Source organism: Clostridium transplantifaecale (genome assembly GCF_900626075.1).
Classification (GTDB): domain Bacteria; phylum Bacillota; class Clostridia; order Lachnospirales; family Lachnospiraceae; genus Otoolea; species Otoolea transplantifaecalis.
In genome coordinates this window covers 79,943-101,015 of record NZ_UYZY01000009.1, presented here as the reverse complement: position 1 = coordinate 101,015, position 21,073 = coordinate 79,943, and the positions used below count along the sequence as shown (strand labels likewise).

Genomic DNA, 21,073 nt, shown 5'->3' with positions numbered 1-21,073 from the left:
CCCTTGATTGTTATTTGCTATATTCAGTTAAATTCTCACGAAAACCTTGCTATTTATTAAGGTTTCCTTTCTAAATGTTACACAATTGTTAAATCATGTTACGTTGTTATTATATTTTCTTTTCTCATCTTTGTCAAGTTCGTTTCGGATGTTTTATACTTATTTTATAATTTCGCCTTTTTCCTCTCCTCCCAGTACGCCCACAGCGGACCTGCAATGCAGACGGATGAGTAGCATCCGCTGATTAGTCCTGCCAAAAGAGGCAGTGCAAACACCTGGATTGATTCAATTCTGTAAATGACCGAGAAAATATACACGATAAAAATACTCATTACAACCGTGAGCGCCGTGTTGACGGAACGCCCCAGTGTCTCCGTGATGCTCCGGTCCACCAGTTCCGACAGGCTGGTCCTTTTGCCCGCCTCCTTCATATTCTCTCTTATCCTGTCATAAAGCACGATCGTGTCGTTGATAGAATAACCGATGATCGTCAGCGTCACCGCTACAAAGGCATCGTTGACCGGAATCCTGAAAATGCCGAAAATGAAGACAACGATCAGGATATCATGAATCAGCGCCAATACGGCTGACACTCCCGCCGCCAGCCCGGAGAGAGACGAGAAGCGCAGTCTGATGTAAATAATAATGAAAAGAGCGGACAGCACAACCGCCGTCACCGAATTTTTCAGCGCCTTTGCCCCGATATAAGGTTCTACGGCAAATGTCTCGGACAGGGCAAAGTCTCCCTCCTGATGATTCAGCAGGGCCGTCACGCGTCCCTGTTCCTCCGGCGAGATTCCCTTATTGCCCGCCAGCGTCAGCACCAGCTTTTTCTCTCCCGTAAGCGGATCTTCCGAAGTCTGCACACTGGCCGGACGGCCCAGTTCACGCTCCACTCCCGATCGGACGGCCTCCGTATCGGTCTCCTGATCGTATGTATATTTGAGGATAACGCCTCCCGTAAACTGTGTGTCCAGCTTCATTCCGTTTACCGCGCTGATGGCCGTTCCCGAAAGGAGCACAAAACAGGTAAAAAGGAGAATCCATTTTCTCTTCTTCGAAAATCCCAGCACTTTTTTCTGTTTTTTCTTCCGGAACATTGTAATCCGGCCGAAGAACGGATACTCGGTCAGGGAATTGAGGATCGTCCTGGACATCCAGACGCCTGCAAACAGGTTGATGAGAACGCCGGTAAGCAGCGTATAGCCAAAACTCAACATCGTTCCCGATCCGAAAAACATCAGGATTGCCGCCACGGCTGCCGTCGTGATATTTCCGTCCAGAACGGAGGAAAAAGCATTTTTATATCCTCTTCTCACCGCCTGTTTGACCGTCATTCCATTTCTCAGTTCTTCACTGATGCGCTCGCTGATGATTATGTTGGCGTCCACCGCCATTCCGGCCGACAGGATCAGGCCTGCGATACCGGGCAGCGTGATTGTATATTGGGGAATCGATATTGCGAGCACCTGAAGCGACATCTGGAAGAGCAGGGTCAGACAGCTTACGGCTCCCGGCAGCCTGTAATAAATCATCATAAACAGGCAGATAAGGACCATGGAAAGCGCTCCGGCCGTGGCCATGGATTTCAGCGCCTGGTTTCCCAGCGTAGGGCTTATCGTATTATAATTAGTCGTCTCCATCGAAAACGGCAGCGCTCCGGCACGTATCTTTTCGGACAGGGCCTTGGCCTCCTCCGGGGAATCCATGCCGTTTATCATGGCCGTTCCCTCGGTAATAACCTGCTTAACAACCGGGGCGGAAATCAGGGTCTCGTCCATATAAATCCCAATCCGTTTCCCGGTCAGTTTTTTCGTGGCCTCTGCAAATGCCTCGGCTCCCGCGCGGTCAAAGGAAAGGCTCACGACGCTCTCCCCGGTATTCGGATCGCGGACGGCTTCACTGCCGTTCACGTCTTTTCCCTCCACCAGGATATTACCCTGCTCATCCCGGAACGTCAGCCTGGCCGTCTCTCCAAGTTCTGCTATCGCCTCTTCAGGGTTAAAGTTCTTTTCATCCGATTTCCATGGGAAACGGACGATGACGTGTCCGGCTTTTCTATCCACCGTCACCTCGCGGTCCAATATGTTTTTAGCGTCCAGCCTTCCTTCAATTACATCCCTGGCGGATTCCAGTTCACTTTCTGAAGGCTCATAATCCCCGGCCGGTTCAAACACGGCCTCTACTCCGCCCCGGATATCGATACCGAAACGCATCTGTCCGATTCCTTTAATATCGTTTCCGCAGCCAAAAACCGCAGCATAAACAAAGACAGCGATGATGGCACACACTATCCAGATATGATTTTTTTTATTTTTCACGTTATTCCTCCTGTGTCGTATTAATTTACAGTCTCACTACAGGAGCAATCCGTTTCTTTCCATCCATTTTATGGAGAATGCAGACAATACAAAGAGCGCTGCCCATGTGCAGGAGCGCGGTGTAAAGATAATAGCAGAGATTTCCTCCGAGACCGGTAAAAGTATGGGAAAAAGGTACCGGAAAAAGCGGGGCGCCGTCACCGCCCTCGAACGGCCACCGGCCATCCTCCTCAAGTTCTTCTTCATCATTTAAGTACAGACCCGTTTTCTGGCCGTTCTTCTGGTTCCATGAGACGGGGCCTGCTGCCGGTATGAAGGCATATCCGTCGTCAGGTGAACGCCAGCCTGCCCCGGAAATGCCTTCGGGCCCGGCGCCGTTTCCCCCCGCCGCTCCGCAGGCAAAATGCGCGAAGCTTAAAACAGGGAAGGAATGAGAGACGCCCGGCCCGAAAGATAAAAAGAGCAGACAGAGGATGAACGGATAAAGAAGTGATAGAATCCTGGTACAAGATTTCTCCTTCATTCGCGTCGCCCCCTGTCTGCCGTATTAAACATAATTTTGATATGCGAAATATAGCACAGGGCACGGAACATGTCAATTCCGTGCGGCTGTCTTATTCTTTTCTTATCGTTTTGTTTACAGAGACACCGTCTAATCCGGCCTTCGCTCGGAGGCGGCCAGAACCAGGACGGAACGCGCTCCAATCCGGCACGGTTCGTTTCCCGCCGCGGCATAAGAGGCGGCATGAAGAGCGCCATCGGAGACGCCTTCGTCCGATGTGTCCGCCTCGACACTCCAGGCATAATGGGCCGGCAGTTTGGGAAGTCTTATGACCTGTTCCTCCCAGTAGGGATTTACGGCCAGGAAGACGATATCGTCGGCCTCCTGCTCTTCGTCGTACCCTGCAAACAGGATGCCTACGGTTTTTGTGTCGTTGGTGACCGATGCATCCCAGGCCTCGGATGTATACGTGCCGACAGAGGGGAAACCACATTTGGCCGCCCCCAGTTCACAGCGTATGGAGCGGTGTTTTTTTCTAAAATATATCATTTGTTTGAAAAATAAAAATAATTCCCGATTTTTCTCAATCAGTCCCCAGTCCAGCCAGGACAGCTCATTATCCTGGCAGTATGTATTGTTATTACCCTGCTTGGAAAAGCCGAACTCATCTCCCGCAAGCAGCATCGGCGTACCCCTGCTGCACATCAGGACGGCACAGGCATTCTTCATCAGCTTCATCCTCAGGCGGTTGACCGTCTCATCATCCGTCGGCCCTTCGGTCCCGCAGTTCCAGCTTCTGTTGTCGTCACTTCCGTCCGTATTATTCCATCCGTTAGCCTCGTTGTGCTTCTGGTTGTAAGAGTACAGATCGCACAGGGTGAATCCGTCATGGCAGGTAATGAAATTGACGGATGAATTATATCCCTGGTACTCCTTATCCGAGCGGTACAGATCAGGGGAACCTATAATTCTCTTCACCGCCTGCGGCGCCAGCCAGTACTCTCCTTTTAAATAACTCCTCAGCTCATCCCTGTATTTCCCGTTCCACTCAGCCCAGTGGCAGAACGCCGGGAAACTTCCGACCTGGTAGAGGCCTCCCGCATCCCAGGCCTCCGCAATCAGCTTCGTATCGCCGAGCAGTGGGTCAAAGGCCAGCCTTTTTAAAAGGGGCGGGTTGGACATCGGCGTCCCATCCTCATTTCTGCCCAGGATACTGGCCAAATCAAACCGGAACCCGTCCACATGATAGGATGTCACCCAGTAACGCAGACATTCCACTATCATCTCCTGCACAATAGGGTGGTTACAGTTTAATGTGTTGCCGCAGCCGCTGAAATTATAGTAATAGCCCTCCGGGGTGAGCATGTAGTAGATGTTGTTGTCAAACCCTTTAAAAGAAATCACCGGCCCGTGTTCATTGCCTTCGGCGGTGTGGTTGAAAACCACGTCCAAAATAATCTCCATGCCGTTCTCATGCAGTTCCTTGATCAGGGTTTTCAGCTCCTCACCCTCCCGGTTGTATTCATCCGCGGCCGTATAACTGGTGTTTGGCGCAAAAAAGCTCACCGTATTATATCCCCAGAAGTCACAGAGCGTCTTACCGCCAACGGCTCTTCTGTCCTGCGTTTCATCAAATTCAAAGATAGGCATCAGTTCCACCGTTGTCACTCCCAGCTCCTTCAGATATGGAATTTTCTCCATCAGGCCGGCAAATGTCCCGGGATTTTCCACCCCCGATGAAGCATGGTGCGTAAACCCTCTCACATGCATCTCGTAGATAATGGAATCGGACATCGAAAGCTTTGGGCGGAACACATCCTTCCAGTCAAAGTTATTTCTCACAACTCTCGCATGGTACTGGTCCTCGTCACCGCGCTTCACGCCCCAGACGCTCTGTCCCGTTATCGCCCTGGCATACGGGTCTAAAAGAGGTTTGGTCCTGTCAAAGAGCAGCCCCTTTGCCGGATCCCAGGGACCGTCAAGACGGTAGGCATACTCAAATTCCGTGATTTTCAGGCCGAACACAATCATGGAGTAGACATTCCCCACCCTGTATTTCTCAGGAAACGGGATGACGGCATAGGGGCTGTTCTCCATCCTGTGATATAAAAGCAGCTCACAGGAATAAGCTCCGTGGGAATGAACGGTAAAATTGACGGCTCCCGGAAGAGCGGTGGACCCATTGCTCCCATATAGTCCCGGACGTATCCTGAAACCATTCACCTCATCTAAAGGTTCCATCTGCTCACATTCCCCATCGGGCGCGATTATGCCCGCGCAGTCCGCCGGTTCTTCCGTGTCCCGGCCTGCTGTTTCTTGTCCTTCTATTTCCTGTCCTTCTATTTCCTGCGCTGCTCTTTCCTGTCCTGCCGCTGCTCCCGCAATCATAATTTCCTCTTTCGGCTGTTTTGTCTTTCCCTCTTTTTCATACATAGCCTCACGCGGAGGCAGGTGTTTCCGGACGGCCCCATTCTCCTTCCAAAAACACCTGCATCTCCTTCTCCTTTTTTATTCTCTGCCGTCAGGCATCCTTGCCGCAGTCCAGTGTGAACCAGAATTCCACTCCGTCCTCCAGATTTCTGACTCCATATTGTTTATGATGGGACTCTATAATTGCCTTCACAATCGAAAGCCCAATTCCGCTTCCTCCATATTCTCTCGTTCTCGCCTTGTCTACCTTAAAGAACTTGGTCCACAGATTCGGAATATCCGCCTCCGGGATAGGCTGGCCCGTATTGAATACGGATACCATCACTTCTTTGCCGTCCGGTTCCATGCGGATGACAATCTTTTTCTCACCCTCTGCATGGTTAACGGCATTGTTCAGATAGTTGGTCACTACCTCCTCTATCTTGAATTCGTCGCCCCAGACATAGACCGGTTCCGTATAGCTAAAGTCAACGGTAATTTCCTTCTGCTGGAGTATCAGGCCTACGGCCGATATGACTCCCTGGATCAGTTCCGTCAGATTAAACCGCTCCATGGCCGTATGCTCATTGCCGAATTCCAGGGCGGTCAGGGTCAGAAGCTGTTTTACCATCTTGTTCATCTTGCCGGCCTCATCCATGATAACCTCGCAGTAGTAATCGCGGCTCTCTTTTTCCTCCGCCATTCCTTCCGTCAGTCCTTCGGCATATCCCTGTATCAGGGCAATTGGCGTTTTCAGCTCATGGGAGACATTGGCAATAAATTCTTTTCTCATCTCGTCAATCTGCGTCTTTTCCTCAATGTCCTTCTGCAGCCGGATATTAGCCGACTTCAGTTCTCCAATCGTCTCCTTCAGCTTATCCGACAGCACGTTCATGCTGTTCCCCAACGTGCTGATCTCCTCGGTTGAATGTCTCGTCTCCCTGTATTTTGCCTCAAAGTCCAGATTGGACATCTTTTCAGAAAGCCGTGACAGCTCGTGGATTGGGGATGTAACTCTGCTTGTAATTAAGTAGAGAATGATGCTGCCGACCAGAATCACGGCAATTCCCACGTACATCAGGAAGCGATTGGATATGGCCGCACTTTCCCGGATGCTGTCTAACGGGGTTGTCATAATAAAAATGGTTCCGTTGTCGGAGAAGAATCCCCAGCTTTCCAGATAGAATGTTTTGGTTCTGGGGTCATAGGTCTTCTGGATCATGTAGTTTTCATGCTCCTCCATAATCTCCCTGTGAGGCGCGTTCTTTCCTACAATATACTGGCTGACCCTGTCCTTCATGATTTGAATATCTTTCACCGAGGACACAAGAATGTTGCCATTCATGCTGTCGCAGATAAGCAGCGTGATATTGGACGTATCCCTCAGATAGCGCACCAGCTGCGCCAGTTTGACGACGCCGCTCTCCGAATCGTCCCCGTTCGTCCCGGCGTCCTCTGAAGAAACCGATGGTTCTTCTGACTTTATATCATAATCATCACTGTCTCTTTTTGAAGAATTTCTGTCTCTGCCGTACCCCTTTTCAATCTCCGTCTTGTCCGCAGAAAATAGATCGCTGCTGCTCAGCTCGTCCTCCGCCCCTTCCAGGGCGCTGCCGCCTTTTGCTTTTTCCTCCAGAACGATGGTATCAATTGCATAGTAGGCTTTTTCCAACACGCCAATCTTATAATTCTGGTAATAGCTCTCCAGAAACCAGTTGTTAATGCACCATGTCGCCGCCACGGACAGGGCCATCATGCTGATAAACGTCACTGTAAACTTCCATTTCAGCGTCGTATGTCTCATCCATCCACCTCAAATTTATATCCCATACCCCAGATGGTTTTAATGTATTCGCCTTTCTCTCCCAGCTTGCTGCGCAGCTTCTTAACATGGGTGTCGATTGTCCTGGCATCACCGAAATAATCGTAATTCCATACATTATTGAGAATTTTCTCCCTGGAAAGGGCAATTCCCTGATTTTCCGCAAAATATGTGATTAACTCGAATTCTTTGTAGCTCAAATCCACATTCTTCCCATCCACCATCACTTGATGGGCTGACTTATCAATGTGTATTCCGCCTACATCGATCACTTCCTGGGACATGGTGCTGCTCCTTCGGAGAATTGCTTCCACCCTGGCTACTAAAATCTTCGGACTGAACGGTTTGGAAATATACTCGTCCACGCCCAGACTGAATCCCTGGAGTTCATCCTGTTCCTCCCCTCTCGCTGTCAGCATGATAATCGGAACCTGGGAATATTTTCTGATCGTCCTGCACACTTCCCAGCCGTCCATCTTCGGCATCATAACATCCAAAAGGATCAGGGCAATGTCCTTTTGCTCAAAAAACACATCTATTGCTTCCTCCCCATCACCGGCTTCCACAACCTGGAATCCCTTTACCGTAAGGAAATCTTTGACCAGTTTTCTCATTCTGGGCTCGTCATCCACTACCAGTACTTTTAATATCTCCATCTTATTCACCTCTGTGTTATCAGAATTATCAGGGGCTGATCCGGCCCTTTCTTATAGAGTCTTGCCGGATAGCCGCTGTTTATCTTTGTTTTACCTGTATTTTAGCAGATTGTAAAGGGAGTTTCTATAGTTTCACAGAGATTTCACAGTGTGGGGGAGTTAGTTGAGATGCGAGGACGCCTCTGTAAGATGGCGGACGGGGTGGTGGGATGGGTTAGGTGAGTCTTCTGTCCCGGTTTTTAGGGTGTGGTGAGGGGGAATCCGGGAGAAAAAATTCCTACGGGGACTCGCTCCCGCTTGTGGAATGCGCAACGGATGCTAGCTTCGTGAGAAACCTCAGCAAGCACCGGCGGATTCCAAGGTCCCCTCCGGAAAGTTTTCTCCCTCCTAGTATAATAATGGTGTAGTCAAGAATGACTGCTAAATGAATCGTTACAGTTCGATTTTTTTATTATGTCTGAGGTTTCCATGATGCACCAGGCTTAGCATTGAGGTATAATCATTCTGAGCAGGATGATCGACGTTCCCTCCTTGGGAACCAGCGGTAGTTCGCCGGCAAAACCTCTTAGGAAGTCTGTCTGTCCATTCGGTGGTGATTTATGCTTTGGCTGGTTGGGAAGCCTCAGGCCATACCCGTATAAGCCGCTAGGTTGTGTATCCACCTTTTGGAAATGGAATCCTGCCAGAAAGGAGAAGACCATGCATGTTCAAAAAACACTTCCGATGCCTAAAGGCATTTCCTATCTCTCCGTCGGGTTTGATGTTGGCGCTGATTTTTCCTGGATGTCCATCATGCTCCCAAACGCCACTCTGAGCGGAAAACCTTCTAAGATCCTGCATACGGACTCGATTTCCAGGGAACTTGCTGTCGCAAAAATAAAGGAAGCACAAGAGCTGTATTCCCTTGAAAGCAAATGCTTCCTCGAGTCCACTGGGATCTACCACATCCCACTCCTGTACTTCCTTCGTGATAAGGGGTTTGACTGCTCGGTCATTAATCCTATCATCACTAAGAATAGCACAAATCTGAACATAAGGAAACTGCATAGTGACAAATTCGATACAAGAAAGACTGCAAAAATCGGTCTGGATCCTTCCCTGAAGACCTCGATTGTCCCGGATGATGACATCATTGACCTCCGGAACCTTGCCCGTGACTACTATTACTTCAAAGATCTGCAATCCGCAGTTGTCCTAAAGCTGCATGCAGAGCTTCGGGTATCGTTCCCGGCATATCTGCATGTATTCAGCAAGATTACCACGCTGACTTCACTTAAGCTGCTTGCTGAATACCCACTCGCCTCAGACATGCTTGCCGCCCCAAAAGAGAAGATCATAGAAATGATTAAGGGTATATCCCGTTTTGGGGATGCATATGCCCTTTCCAAATATGATGCTATCTGCGCGGCGGCCAGGGATGCAGCTGTCTTTGGACGGGCCCTTCCCAGCAACGCCCTCCGGATCAGGCTGTACATACAAACCTATCTGGAGTACCAGAAGCATCTGGATTCCCTACTGGAGGAGCTCCACAAAGCGATGGATAAGCTGAAGGGAAAGCCTGCCTATGACCGGTTCTGCCTTCTGCAGTCCCTGCACGGGGTCGGTTTCCTGAGTGCTGTGGTCCTGATTGCGGAAATGGGTGATTTTGACCTGTTTACTTCGCCAAAAAAGCTGTACGCCTACTTTGGCCTGGATCCTGCCGTGAAGCAGTCCGGCAAGTTTCATGGGGATAATGTCCATATGTCAAAACGGGGTTCAAGCCTCGCACGGCGCGTCCTGCATATGGTTGCCGTAAACAACCTGAAGATGGATAAAGGTACAAAATCACCGGTAAACCCGGTCATTTACGATTACTATATCCGTAAATGTGTGGGAAAGAAAAAGAATGTTGCGGTTGGGGCTGTCATGCATAAAATCTGTAATATTATTTTTGCGATGCTCCGGGATAACAAGCCGTTTGAGATCATCACACCACAGGAACATTGCAGCCGCTATACGGCAGAGCACCCTGCATCGATTGAGGGAGCTGCCTAATGAATCACGAAACAAGTTGATAGGTTCCCATGTAGATGGGCTTATTAAATTTACCCTTTTGTAGGAAGCGAAAAATATTTAATTTATTTAAGTTCCTACTTGACATTTCTTAGCTGGACTTCCCCGGGCAGGTTGTCGACGGGACTGAAGACTCAGCGAAGGGTGCTGCCCCGTCCGTCGTCTTCAGGGGCTGATTCTCTCTTTCGTCAAGCAAGCACGGGGCAGGTATTGTCGCGGTCTTTCTATCACCGTACCATACGGTTGTGAAAGGAGTGCGTACCATGAGAAAGTGAGGCCGGCAACAATCAATGATATAGCGACAATTCTGGCGCTTTACCGTGATCTGAATCGGGAGTTTAAACAGACTCCCGTCTATAAAAGTATTATTCCCCACCGTTATACCTGTCTGATGGATTTTATCGTTCAGGAATCGTTACGCGGAAACGGGATAGGGAAAAAGCTGTTGGAAGGTTGGAAGGCGTGAAAAACTGGGGGAGGAACAGGGGCTCCGAGTATATAGAGTAGATGTATTGAGCCAGAATTTGAATGCTTTAAGATTTTATGAAAGGGAGAATTTTAAGGATTCTGAGGAAAAGATTGTAGGCTGGAAATTCCCCGATTTCCAGCCGTTTGGCATTAAGTTGCTACATCGGCTTTAAGTTTTTATTCAGCCGGTCAACCATCCATGCAATGCGTTTTTCCCGCCCTGCGTCTGTTTTTGCGTCGAGAAATGCACGGGTGTAGGTCCTCTTTACCGATAGTGACATCGCGAGAAAGTTGCTGTATGCAGGTTCATATTCTTTCAACACGCCGGAAAGAGCCATAATCTCCTCCTCCCCAATCACGGGCGCTTTGGGAGCATCCCATTGGCCGTTCTTTTTGGCTTCTTCTATTTTCTTCCTGCCGTAATCGGTCATAATGCCCTGCTTCTCCAGCTTTTCTGCCAGCGCCTTATTTTTTTCCGACCACTTGCTATTTTCTCTGCGTTTTGCAAAATATTTTTTATAGCTTATGTCGTCAATGCTCTGCATCTGCCCGTCAATCCAGCCAAAGCAGAGAGCCTCCTCCAACGCCTCCCCCGCCTTTACCGTTTTCGGGCCGCCTGCCTTGCCGAGCAGCAGCCAGTAGCCTTTATCCGTCAGGCAGTTGACATTCAGCCATTTTCTAAAGTCCTCTCTGTTTGAAAACTCCAACATCTCACTCATCGTAAATCCCCTCTTTCTCCCTGTTTGTTTTACTGCAATATCTATTTTACCGGAATATATATTTTCACCTCATTGTCCGGATCATCAGGTGATATTACCGCCCTTTCATATTGTTCAAAATCCTCCCTGTCGTCCAGTTCCTCTTTCGCCGCAGGCAGCCATGTCCCGAAAATATACTGATACGTTTTATATAGATTTCCAAAATCCCCCCGATGGGTAAACACTGCATACTTACCGGCGTGCAGTGTTTTTCCGGCCATGCCCGGCGGAAGATTATTATAATCCGCTTCCCGGCGGCCCACCATTACCGAAAATAATACGTCCCCGTTTTTTGTATATGAGGTCTTTTGTGTTTCGCAGATGCAATACCTGATTTCCCCGGAACCGGAATTCTTTTTATCCAGTGCCAAAAAGCGCTCCCACAGTTCCGGCAGCCGGTTGTCGAAAAGAGAGGTAGTCCCCCTGATGCCTGCGGTTTTCATCTCTTCCATCCAAATTATTTCAGGTTCCCGTGATATGTTATTTGCAATATGACAGACATCCCCAGGCTCCAGTTCTCTCTTGGCATTCATTACCAAATCAACGCCCGCTCTCCTGTATTCCACCGGACTGCTCGCAAAAACGGCTTTAAACGCCCTGCTGAATGCCTCCGCCGATTCAAATCCGCTTTCAAGCGCAATGTCGATGACCCTCTTATCGGTGTGGAGAAGTTTTTCGGATGCCCTGTACAGCCTGCGCCTGCTGATATAGCGGCCGGCCGACTCGCCTAATACGGAAGAAAACAGCCGCGTCATATAATAGTAGGAATATCCTGTTTCCCTCGACACATCGTTTAAACCGATATGCTCGTCCAGATGTGTTTCGATATATTCGACCGCCCTCTCTAAGGGGGATAGTTCTTTCACGCCGCCACCTCCATGTAAATAAGACCTTTGCCGTAACTTTGCGCCTGTATTTTGCTTTGTACAATTGATGCACTATGGGGACATTATATCATATTCCAGTTTACCTCTCTATTACCAAATATAAGCAAAAAATGTCATGAATGCAGGCCGCAAATCTGATACGCTGTAATGCAGGTATAGTTAACTGTGAATGAATACGCAGATATCTCTACCTGTCATTCAGAGGAGGAATACTATGGAAGAAACTTTTAGAACCAGGGAGGGCAATCCTCTCGCCGACGCGCCGATCGGCAGACTGCTCTTAAGATTTGCCGTTCCATCCGTTTTATCTATGCTGATCGACGCGCTGTATAATCTGGCAGATCAAATTTTTATTGCACGGGGAGTCGGCTATCTCGGCATTGCCGCCACTACGGTAACATTCCCGTTCATTACCATCCTGCTGGCTGCCGCCACCCTGCTCGGTATCGGCGGCTGTGTCTACACCTCCATCAGCATGGGGGCAGGAAAAAATGAGGAAGCCGAAAAAACACTAGGCACCGTATTTACGCTGTCTGCCGTCATTGGGGTACTGTTCACGGCGGTCTGCCTGACTTTTTTTGAACCTCTTGTCCTGTCCTTCGGCGCGACGGACGCCTCACTGCCCTATGTACTGGATTACGCCCCCATCATCTTAATCGGCGCTCCCTTCAGCATGACGGCAATCGTACTATCGAGCATGGCAAGAGCCGATGGAAGTCCCGTCCTCGCCATGGGCTGTCTCCTCGCCGGGGTGTCACTGAACCTGATTCTGGATCCGGTCTATATCTTCATTCTGGGCTGGGGTGTCAAAGGGGCTGCTATCGCTACCGTAACTTCACAAATCCTATCGGCAGTCATTCTGGTGATTCACTTTTTGAGAAAGGGGCGCATCCGCTTAAAACGGAGGAATCTCCTCCCCTCATTGCCGATTTGCGGGCAGATTACCGCTCTTGGACTGCCGGCCTGTATGATACAGGCCGCCTCAGCTCTCCTTCAGATTGAACTTAACAAGGCCCTTGTGCAGTACGGCACGCAGAGTCTGAGCAGTGAAGAAATACTCAGCGCCGTCGGCATCGTGCTCAGAGTGAATTCGGTTGTAGTTGCCGTCTGTGTCGGGATTGCGCTTGGGATGCAGCCCATCATCGGTTTCAACAGGGGAGCTGGTCTGGAAAAACGTGTGAAAGAAACATTCCAAAAAGCGTTGGGCGCAGCAACCGTTATTTCCCTGATTGGGTGGATTGGCTGTGAAGTTTTTCCGTCAAGTCTCCTGCGGTTATTCGGGATAAACGCCCCGGCGTATATGGAATTTGGCATCCGGTGCATGCGTATCTTCTTGTTCGGCATGGCTGCGGCCGGTTTTCAGATCGTGACCTCCCAGTATTATCTGGCATCCGGACAGGCAATGAAAGCAATGCTGCTCTCCGTCCTCCGCCCGCTCCTTCTGATGATACCCCTGATTCATATTTTATCCCGTTTCCTGGGGCTTAACGGGATTCTTTTCGCAAGTCCGGCAGCCGACCTGCTTTCCTCGCTGGCCGCTGCGCTTATGCTCTTAAGCGATATAAAAAACAAACAGAAAGAGGTGTGATCAAATGAATGACATCATGATACAGGGACTTACCCAAAATAATCTGAAACATGTTTCCTTTACGATTCCCAAAGAAAAAATCACCGTGTTTACCGGAGTGTCCGGTTCCGGCAAATCCAGTATTGTTTTTGATACCATTGCAGCCGAATCGCAGCGTCAGATGAGCGCTACCTATCCGGCATTTGTGCGGTCGAGGCTGCCGAAGTATCCGAAACCGGCCGTGGAGCGGATCGGCAATCTGACCGCTTCCGTTGTGGTGGATCAGTCACCGCTGAGCGGTAACGCCCGCTCAACGGCGGGAACTATAAGCGGCCTCTATTCCAGCCTGCGTCTGCTGTTTTCAAGAATAGGGACTCCCTATGCGGGCACGGCCTCCTGCTTCTCCTTTAACGATCCGTCCGGGATGTGCAAAACGTGTTCCGGCCTTGGAAAAATCACCCGGGTGGATGTCGGGGCCATCCTCGATCCCGATAAGTCCTGGAATCAGGGTTGTGTTCGTGATTCTCTGTATTCTCCCGGCTCATGGTACTGGCGGCAGTACGCCGAGTCCGGCCTGTTTGATCTCGACAAGCCCGTTAAAGAATATTCAAAAGAGGAATATAATCTCCTCCTGTACGGTTCCCGCGACGGCAAGGGAAAACCGGAAAACCCGAAGATAACCGGGATATTCCATAAATACACGAAGACGCTCCTGAACCGCGACATCAGTGATAAAAGCAGGCATACAAAAATAAAATCACAGAATCTGACTGTCTGGACAGAGTGCGGCGAATGCCACGGAAAGCGGTTGAATGAAACCGCCCTGAGCTGCAAGATAAACGGATACTCTATTGCGGATATGTGTGAAATGGAACTGACACAGCTTCGTTTTGTTCTCTCTCAAATCACCGAACCGGCCGCAGCTTTGCTGGTACAGGCCCTCATAGAAGGACTGGACCGAATGATAGAAATCGGCCTGCCTTATCTTCATCTGAACCGTGAAACCCCGTCCCTCTCCGGCGGGGAGGCGCAGCGGCTTAAACTGGTCCGGTATATGGGCAGCAGCCTGACCGGACTGACCTATATTTTTGATGAGCCAAGCGCAGGGATGCATCCCCGCGACGTCTACCGCATGAACAATCTGCTCCGGCAGCTTCGTGATAAGGGTAACACGGTGCTTGTGGTTGAACACGACAGGGATGTAATTTCGATCGCAGATTATGTTATCGATGTGGGCCCTCTGGCAGGACAAAACGGCGGTGAAATCGTATTTGCCGGCAGCTATCAGGAATTACTCCGCTCCGATACCCTGACGGGCCGGGCCATGCTCCACTCCCTGCCTATCAAACAGAACCCCCGTCCGCAGACAGGGCGCCTCCCAATCCGGGACGCCTGCCTGCACAATTTAAAGCATGTCAACGTGGATATTCCGCTGGGAATTATGACCGTTGTAACAGGAGTTGCCGGTTCCGGAAAAAGCACCCTGATCTCCCGGGTATTTGCCAGTCTGTATGAAGATGATATCGTGATGGTCGATCAGGGCCCCATCACGGCTACAAACCGCTCCACGCCCGCCTCCTACCTCGGTTTTTTTGATGAAATCAGGAAGCTGCTGGCAACGGAAAACGGCCAGCCGGAGGGACTGTTCAGTTTCAACTCCACCGGAGCCTGCCCGGTCTGCGGAGGCAGGGGCGTCATTGTGACTGAGCTTGCGTTCATGGACCCCATCGTAACGGAATGCGAGGCCTGCGGCGGACTGCGGTATAATGAGAAGGCCCTTGCCTGCACCTACAAAGGGAAAAATATCGTGGAGCTGCTCCGCATGACCGCATCACAGGCTATGGAAGTGTTTGAAAACGCGAAAATCCAAAAGCACCTGAAGGTGATGCAGCAGGTCGGCTTATCCTACCTGACGCTCGGGCAGCCGCTCAGCACCCTGTCCGGAGGAGAGCGCCAGAGAATCAAACTGGCAAAGCACCTAGGAAAAAAGGGCGGCATCTTTGTCATGGACGAACCAACCACCGGACTGCACATGTCGGATATCGAGAATCTGTTAAAGCTGTTTGACACCATTGTCTCCCGCGGAAATACCCTGGTTGTAATCGAGCACAATCTCGATGTAATTAAACAGGCGGACTGGATTATTGATATCGGCCCCGACGGAGGCAAAAACGGAGGTGAGGTAGTATTTACAGGAACCCCTTCCGACATGGCGATGACTGCAGAAACGCTTACGGCAGACAGCCTGCGGGCGTCGCTTAAATAAAAATCAACCGAATAGAAAAACAGGGAAAATTTCCGTTGCGGAATTCTTCCCTGTTTTATGATATAGCCTGTAACTGTCCAGGATACCGTCTGCCTGACGGTTACAAGCTCTCTTCAGTTACAAGCTCTCTTTTTTTTATTCTTTCTATAGTCCATTTTACACTCTTAAACTGCTGGCTACTCTACCGCTGCTGCCGCTTCCTTTACGCCCCCGCTTTCAGACTCAGCTTCAACCGGAAGTACGGAAGTACAGTGCGCACACTTTGTAGCTCCAATCGGAATCTCGCTCTTGCAGAACGGACAAACCTTTGTGGTCGGAGCAGCCGGAGCTTCCTCTTCCTTATGCATCACTTTCGAAGAAAGCGTATTCATCGCTTTTACAAGACAGAAGATGACTAATGCCATAATCAGGAAGTTAATGACTGCTGTCAGGAACTTTCCATATTTTAATGTAACCTCTCCCAGAATGTTAACCGAAAGTTCATCAAAATTTAATCCTCCGAATATACCGAGTATCGGAGACAGGATATCTTCAACCAGAGATGTGATAATGGAGGAGAACGCGCCTCCAATGATAACGCCGACTGCCATATCCATCACGTTTCCACGGCTGATGAACTGTTCGAATTCATGAATAAAGCCTTTTCCTTTTCCCATATCTTTCCTCCTTAAAAATGTTATTGCTGCGGATGTTTCTTCGCCGTTATCCTTTATACTACCATGAAATGACATTTTTCTCAATCTTTCTGCCTGATTTGCGCTCATCTTACAAAACCTTTAAATGTTTCATTACTATTTTCAATAAAACCGGTCGGTTCTCCCGCTGTTGACAAAGCGCTTTTCCAAACCTATACTTGGAATATATCTGTCATTTTACACAGACTTTACTGTGAGGCATACTTTATCGTGACACTGATTTTTACGGACACGGCTGTACACCGGAAGAAGAACGGAGGGGGATTATTTGAAAACTTTTAATACTAATGAAATCTGCCAGCTATGCGATGTAAGCAGAAAACAGCTTCGCTATTATGAAGAACGCGGCATGCTGAGCCCGGTTCCCCGGTTTAAAGATAATAACTACCGGTACTATACGCACCAGCATATTTGCGAAATCGTGGCCGCCAAGGCGCTTAAGAATATTGATATGTCTCTGAGTGAGATCAAAGATATTATTTACGGCAGGAATATCGGAAGTATCCAGAAGTCCATCGAAAAAAAGATGGTAGGAGCCCGGGATGCACTGCAGGAGAGCCTGCTGCGCTATGAGCAGAGCATGATTGTATATACAAAATTGATCGAAGCAATTTCCGTCCTGAAACTTCACGAGCGCAAAATTGATGCGGATTTGGGATATGAGGTGGTCGATTTTCCCGAGCAGAATATGATATCACTGTCCTATCAGACTGACTTTGAAGATGAAGAATGTTACGATATTGAATACATGGCTAAAATCCAGAAAATATCCCAGGAAGTGAATGTAGCCTCCCTGGGCGCGCTTCTCTACGTTCTGTATAACCATTTCGACAGCAATACCGGCTGTTTTGACAACCAGATACACGATTATAAAATAGCGGTTCCCGTAGTGGACACGAAAAAGCCGTGTCTTCACTATGATAGGATTCCGGCCTTCCGCGGTGTCTGTGCCGTGCACGTCGGGACACCGAAGGATAAAAAGCTCTATAACACTTATACCGGCCTGCTGCGCTGGGCCAAAGACCAGGGATATGAGCTGGCCGATTGGTCCGTCGAGGAGTGGCTGATCAGCCCAATGATTACGAATAACAAAGATTTCTGGATTCTCCGGGTTATCATTCCATTTAAAGAATATGACAAGCTGTCTTCCCCGGGAGACACTTTAAAATCTGTTTGATATTCTGCGGCAGTTTCCGTCTCAGCCGTCCACAGTGATGGGACCGCAGTAAAATATAGTTCCCACGGTCCCATTCCCTGTTTTAATTTCCTATTTCCGATTTCCTTTTATTGTCCGGCATTGAAAAGGCCACGGAATGTACTTTAGACGCTCCTATTGTTCGATTGCGATTTTTTCCAGATCCCCGGTCAGGGAATCCAGTACCATGTATTTCTTTTCTCCGCATTCTTGATTACAGAACTCCATGACATACAATATTTTGTAATACAGATGTGTCCTGTATTCTTCCAGTACCGGGGGAGCGTACAGGTTCTTGTATTTGATTGTGATCCAATTTTTATTGTAATTCCAGGCCATAGCCACCGCCTGTTTTTCGTCGCCTTTATTTTTCAGAACCGTATATTCAGGAACTTCCATTTCATTGGTCCCGGGCAGCAGCTGTATCTTACCCGGAACCATATTAACCTCGTCCACCCCGGCGTAATATCCGGCATACCGGCTGGTATGTTTCGACGCCTGAAGAAGAACCCGGAATTCAAATACCCAGCATGGGCTGTAGACCGTGGATACATGACGGCAGCAGAGATTTTGATACCTTTTCTTTCTTCCCAGCCGTTCAATTAAATGCTCCGGTTTAAACCGGATTCCCGTCATCACATTGATTTTCTTCATGACGCCCCTTCCTCCTCAGCCGTATTCTTTTATAAATGCACCAGGATGTTTTATCACTTTTTACCTTATCCGTTATTGTCCGGCGATCACCATGGCAAGCTGTCCGGAGCTCATAACAATGCCCGATTTGACCACATTGACCGGTTCGGCATCCTCAAAGGCCGCCGCATAATCGACATAATCTTCAATCTCCTTCGGCGGCTTCTGCGTCCTCAGGCTCACCACAATATAGGCTATGACTGCGATGACAAGGGCTGCGAAGAAGGTATGGATGTTGGTCGATTCCTGGAGCAGATAATACCAGAATGCCCCTACCAGGGAACCTGAAATCATTGCCGCATAAGCTCCCTCTCTAGTCCCTCTCTTCCAGTAAAGCCCGCCGACGATACACGGAATAAAAGCCGGGGAAAGCACGGACCAGGCGATCCAGGTGAGCTGGTATACGCCGAGCTGGAAAACGGGGATAAAGCACATTGCCACTGAAACAATTCCTAAAAGGTAGGTGGACATTCTCGTCACCTTCATGACCTGATCCTCCGACGCTGTTTTTCCGGATGCGGAGTTACGGTACAGGTCATTGCCAATAGCGGAGCCGATGACCAGCAGCAGGCCGCTCGCCGTCGACATGACAGCGGAGCAGGCTCCGGCCAGCAATAACCCGGCCAGAGGAGCCGGAAGTTTTGTCAGCGCCAGCATCGGCAGCACATACTCTGCATTTCCTCCCGGGAGCATGGAAATATCGGGATATACGACTCTTCCCACACAGCCGAGCGTGTAAACGCCGAAAGCCAGCATGAATCCAAACACGGCGCCGATCATCGGAACGAGACGGATGGATTTGTCATCCTTGATTGCAACCGTTTTCAGAATCAGATGGGGCTGTCCCATATAACCGATAAAGTAGACAAGCGCCATACCCGCTATCAGGAGGGGAGCTCCTTTCAGGTAATAATCCTCGCCCCACAGGGTGGGAAGTCCTTCATTGATTGCATACAGGCCCGCGTTCATTCCTTCCAGACCGCCTACACTTGCGATACAGACGGGGATTAAGATCAGCATTCCGATTACCATCAGGATTGACTGTGCAAAGTCCGTGTATGCCACGGCCAGGTATCCGCCTGCGCCGGTATAAATCAGGATAACCGCACAGCCGAAGATCAGGGAAATGATAAAGGACCAGCCCGTTACCGCCGAAACAAGGACTCCCATCGCCATATATTCCACAACGAGGCTGATGAGCATTGCAATGACCAGGATAAGCACGGAAAAGTTTCTCACTCCTTTGCTGTAATAGCGGTGTCCGAAAAATTCCGATATGGTCAGTGTCTTAGCCTTCTCCGTATAGCGGCGCATTCTGCGCGCCAGGATGCCGAAGTTCAGTAAAGGCCCAAACACATCGCCCGGCGCCGCCCACAATGCCGACGCTCCCGCTTCCCAGCCGTACTGCGGGCCCGCTATGTACATGCCGCCTCCGAGAGAACTGGAGCCGTGGGCAAGGGCCGTAATCCAGGGGCCCATGGAACGTCCTCCCACAAACCAGTCTTCCGAGTTTTTGACCTTTCTCGCCGACCAGAGCCCGATTGCCAGAATAGCAAGCATATAAACAATAAGGACTACAGGTACAATGATCGGAATTTCGATTCCCATTGCCTGTCCGAGATTCTGAATTTTCATACTTTACCTCCTTTTTAACCTACAGCTTCCACCAGCCCTTATAAAATGTAAATGTGGCAATTGCAGCAATCACGATTGTTCCAAGAATCAAAATACCGGTGCTGGCCGGATATCCCAAAAATAATGTGCCTTCCATCTGTTTTCTCCTCTCTCACATCCTGAACAGGATTTTTGCCGCGCTCTTATCCACAGAACTCAGAAGTTCAAACGCCTTTTTGCCCTCTTCCAGTGTGTATTCACCGGTAATGACGGGACTGATATCCACACGTTTTTCTGCAATAAGGGTAACCGCCTCCTTTAAAGCTTCATCGGTGTACACATTGCAGCCCACCAGCGTAACCTGTCCGGCCACCAGGGCGTTAATGTCAAATATGAAATCTTTTTCAAAAATGCTGACCACATAGAGAAACCCGTTGGCCTCCACGTGCTCCGCAGCCATAGCAAAGGTGGCAGGCACTCCGGCGGCCTCAACCACCTTGTTAAACCGGTCATTTTCATCCAATTTTTGCACAGCCTTTGATGCTCCGAGCTTTACCGCCAGTTTGAGTCGGCTCTCCGACAGATCCACGGCTGTAATGTCATCCACCCCGTATACCTGCTTTGCCAGGGCAATCGTTAAAAGACCAATGGGCCCCGCCCCGATCAGGGCAATCCGGTCACCCGGTCTAAATGACGCCCTGCGGCAGATATTTACGGCTACTGCCAGCGGCTCTGACAAGGCAATCTGTTTCAAATCTGCGGAATCCGGAACACGGATCAGCTTTTCCTCTTTTACCGCAATATACTGCGCAAAGCATCCCTGTGAAACCTCCCCGATAAAGCCCAGCGCCGCACATGTATTGAAGCTTCCCTTCAGACAGCTATTACATGTGCCGCACGGGACCATCGGGTTGGCGGTCACCTTGTCCCCTGGTTTAAAATTTTTTACCCCGGAGCCTGTCTTTTCAATCACCCCGTCAAATTCATGCCCCATCGTTTCGGGTATGTTCTGAATGAACATACCCTTGTTATAGATGTGAAGATCGGAACCGCAGATACCTGCGTAGGCTATTTTGACCAGCGCCTCATCCTCCCCGCACTCCGGGATCTCCGTTTCCTCCGTCCTCAAATCATGAATCCCATAAAATCTGAGAGCCCTCATTTTACT

General features: G+C 49.5%; 16 protein-coding genes. 5 read left to right on the top strand and 11 right to left on the bottom strand.

Going from position 1 to position 21,073, the window contains the following annotated elements; genetic code table 11:
- Positions 1-164: 164 nt before the first annotated feature.
- The 5 genes from secF to EJL91_RS23920 form a co-directional block, all read right to left on the bottom strand.
- The gene (gene secF / locus EJL91_RS23940; protein WP_125144497.1) at positions 165-2,321 is read right to left on the bottom strand and encodes a protein translocase subunit SecF; all 2,157 of its coding nucleotides are present in this window, start codon (positions 2,319-2,321) and stop codon (positions 165-167) included.
- 25 nt (positions 2,322-2,346) lie between these two features.
- Positions 2,347-2,844, bottom strand: a complete 498-nt coding sequence (locus EJL91_RS23935; protein ID WP_125144496.1) for a hypothetical protein — start codon at positions 2,842-2,844, stop codon at positions 2,347-2,349.
- A 129-nt stretch (positions 2,845-2,973) separates the two neighbouring features.
- Complete coding sequence (locus EJL91_RS23930; protein ID WP_206429547.1) at positions 2,974-5,064, bottom strand: glycogen debranching protein; 2,091 nt, start codon at positions 5,062-5,064, stop codon at positions 2,974-2,976.
- A gap of 280 nt (positions 5,065-5,344) precedes the next feature.
- Entirely contained in the window at positions 5,345-7,036 is a 1,692-nt protein-coding gene (locus EJL91_RS23925) for a sensor histidine kinase (protein ID WP_125144495.1), read from the bottom strand.
- Positions 7,033-7,710: a response regulator transcription factor gene (locus EJL91_RS23920; protein WP_125144494.1), complete on the bottom strand. Its 678-nt coding sequence runs from the start codon at positions 7,708-7,710 to the stop codon at positions 7,033-7,035. The genes EJL91_RS23925 and EJL91_RS23920 overlap by 4 nt, the downstream gene beginning before the upstream one ends.
- A gap of 699 nt (positions 7,711-8,409) precedes the next feature.
- Here EJL91_RS23920 and EJL91_RS23915 point away from each other — a divergent pair.
- Both EJL91_RS23915 and EJL91_RS23910 read left to right on the top strand, forming a co-directional pair.
- The gene (locus EJL91_RS23915) at positions 8,410-9,744 is read left to right on the top strand and encodes an IS110 family RNA-guided transposase (protein ID WP_125144493.1); all 1,335 of its coding nucleotides are present in this window, start codon (positions 8,410-8,412) and stop codon (positions 9,742-9,744) included.
- Between the two features lie 289 nt (positions 9,745-10,033).
- The gene (locus EJL91_RS23910) at positions 10,034-10,228 is read left to right on the top strand and encodes a GNAT family N-acetyltransferase (RefSeq protein ID WP_125144492.1); all 195 of its coding nucleotides are present in this window, start codon (positions 10,034-10,036) and stop codon (positions 10,226-10,228) included.
- A 160-nt stretch (positions 10,229-10,388) separates the two neighbouring features.
- On the opposite strand, the gene EJL91_RS23905 is transcribed toward EJL91_RS23910, so the two are convergent.
- Both EJL91_RS23905 and EJL91_RS23900 read right to left on the bottom strand, forming a co-directional pair.
- Positions 10,389-10,949 carry a YdeI/OmpD-associated family protein gene (locus tag EJL91_RS23905; RefSeq protein WP_125144491.1) on the bottom strand — a complete coding sequence of 187 codons (561 nt, stop codon included), beginning with the start codon at positions 10,947-10,949 and terminating at the stop codon, positions 10,389-10,391.
- A gap of 41 nt (positions 10,950-10,990) precedes the next feature.
- Positions 10,991-11,854: an AraC family transcriptional regulator gene (locus tag EJL91_RS23900; protein ID WP_125144490.1), complete on the bottom strand. Its 864-nt coding sequence runs from the start codon at positions 11,852-11,854 to the stop codon at positions 10,991-10,993.
- A gap of 235 nt (positions 11,855-12,089) precedes the next feature.
- On the opposite strand from EJL91_RS23900, the gene EJL91_RS23895 reads away from it, so the two are divergent.
- Positions 12,090-13,463 carry an MATE family efflux transporter gene (locus tag EJL91_RS23895; protein WP_125144489.1) on the top strand — a complete coding sequence of 458 codons (1,374 nt, stop codon included), beginning with the start codon at positions 12,090-12,092 and terminating at the stop codon, positions 13,461-13,463.
- Between the two features lie 4 nt (positions 13,464-13,467).
- Positions 13,468-15,708 (top strand): ATP-binding cassette domain-containing protein, encoded by a 2,241-nt coding sequence (locus EJL91_RS23890; protein WP_125144488.1) that lies wholly within the window; start codon positions 13,468-13,470, stop codon positions 15,706-15,708.
- Positions 15,709-15,884: 176 nt separating this feature from the next.
- Here EJL91_RS23890 and mscL read toward each other — a convergent pair whose 3' ends face one another.
- Positions 15,885-16,364, bottom strand: coding sequence for a large conductance mechanosensitive channel protein MscL (mscL, locus tag EJL91_RS23885; protein WP_125144487.1), 480 nt, complete (start codon positions 16,362-16,364; stop codon positions 15,885-15,887).
- Between the two features lie 307 nt (positions 16,365-16,671).
- Between mscL and EJL91_RS23880 the strand changes: the two genes are divergently transcribed.
- A complete protein-coding gene (locus EJL91_RS23880; RefSeq protein ID WP_125144486.1) occupies positions 16,672-17,580 on the top strand; it encodes a MerR family transcriptional regulator in 909 nt (302 codons plus the stop codon).
- 153 nt (positions 17,581-17,733) lie between these two features.
- Here EJL91_RS23880 and EJL91_RS23875 read toward each other — a convergent pair whose 3' ends face one another.
- The 3 genes from EJL91_RS23875 to EJL91_RS23865 all read right to left on the bottom strand — a co-directional run bounded on the left by EJL91_RS23875 (position 17,734) and on the right by EJL91_RS23865 (position 21,067).
- Entirely contained in the window at positions 17,734-18,252 is a 519-nt protein-coding gene (locus EJL91_RS23875) for a hypothetical protein (RefSeq protein WP_125144485.1), read from the bottom strand.
- 72 nt (positions 18,253-18,324) lie between these two features.
- Positions 18,325-19,926: a sodium/proline symporter gene (locus tag EJL91_RS23870; RefSeq protein ID WP_125144484.1), complete on the bottom strand. Its 1,602-nt coding sequence runs from the start codon at positions 19,924-19,926 to the stop codon at positions 18,325-18,327.
- 151 nt (positions 19,927-20,077) lie between these two features.
- Positions 20,078-21,067, bottom strand: a complete 990-nt coding sequence (locus EJL91_RS23865) for a zinc-dependent alcohol dehydrogenase (RefSeq protein WP_125144483.1) — start codon at positions 21,065-21,067, stop codon at positions 20,078-20,080.
- Positions 21,068-21,073 lie beyond the last annotated feature (6 nt).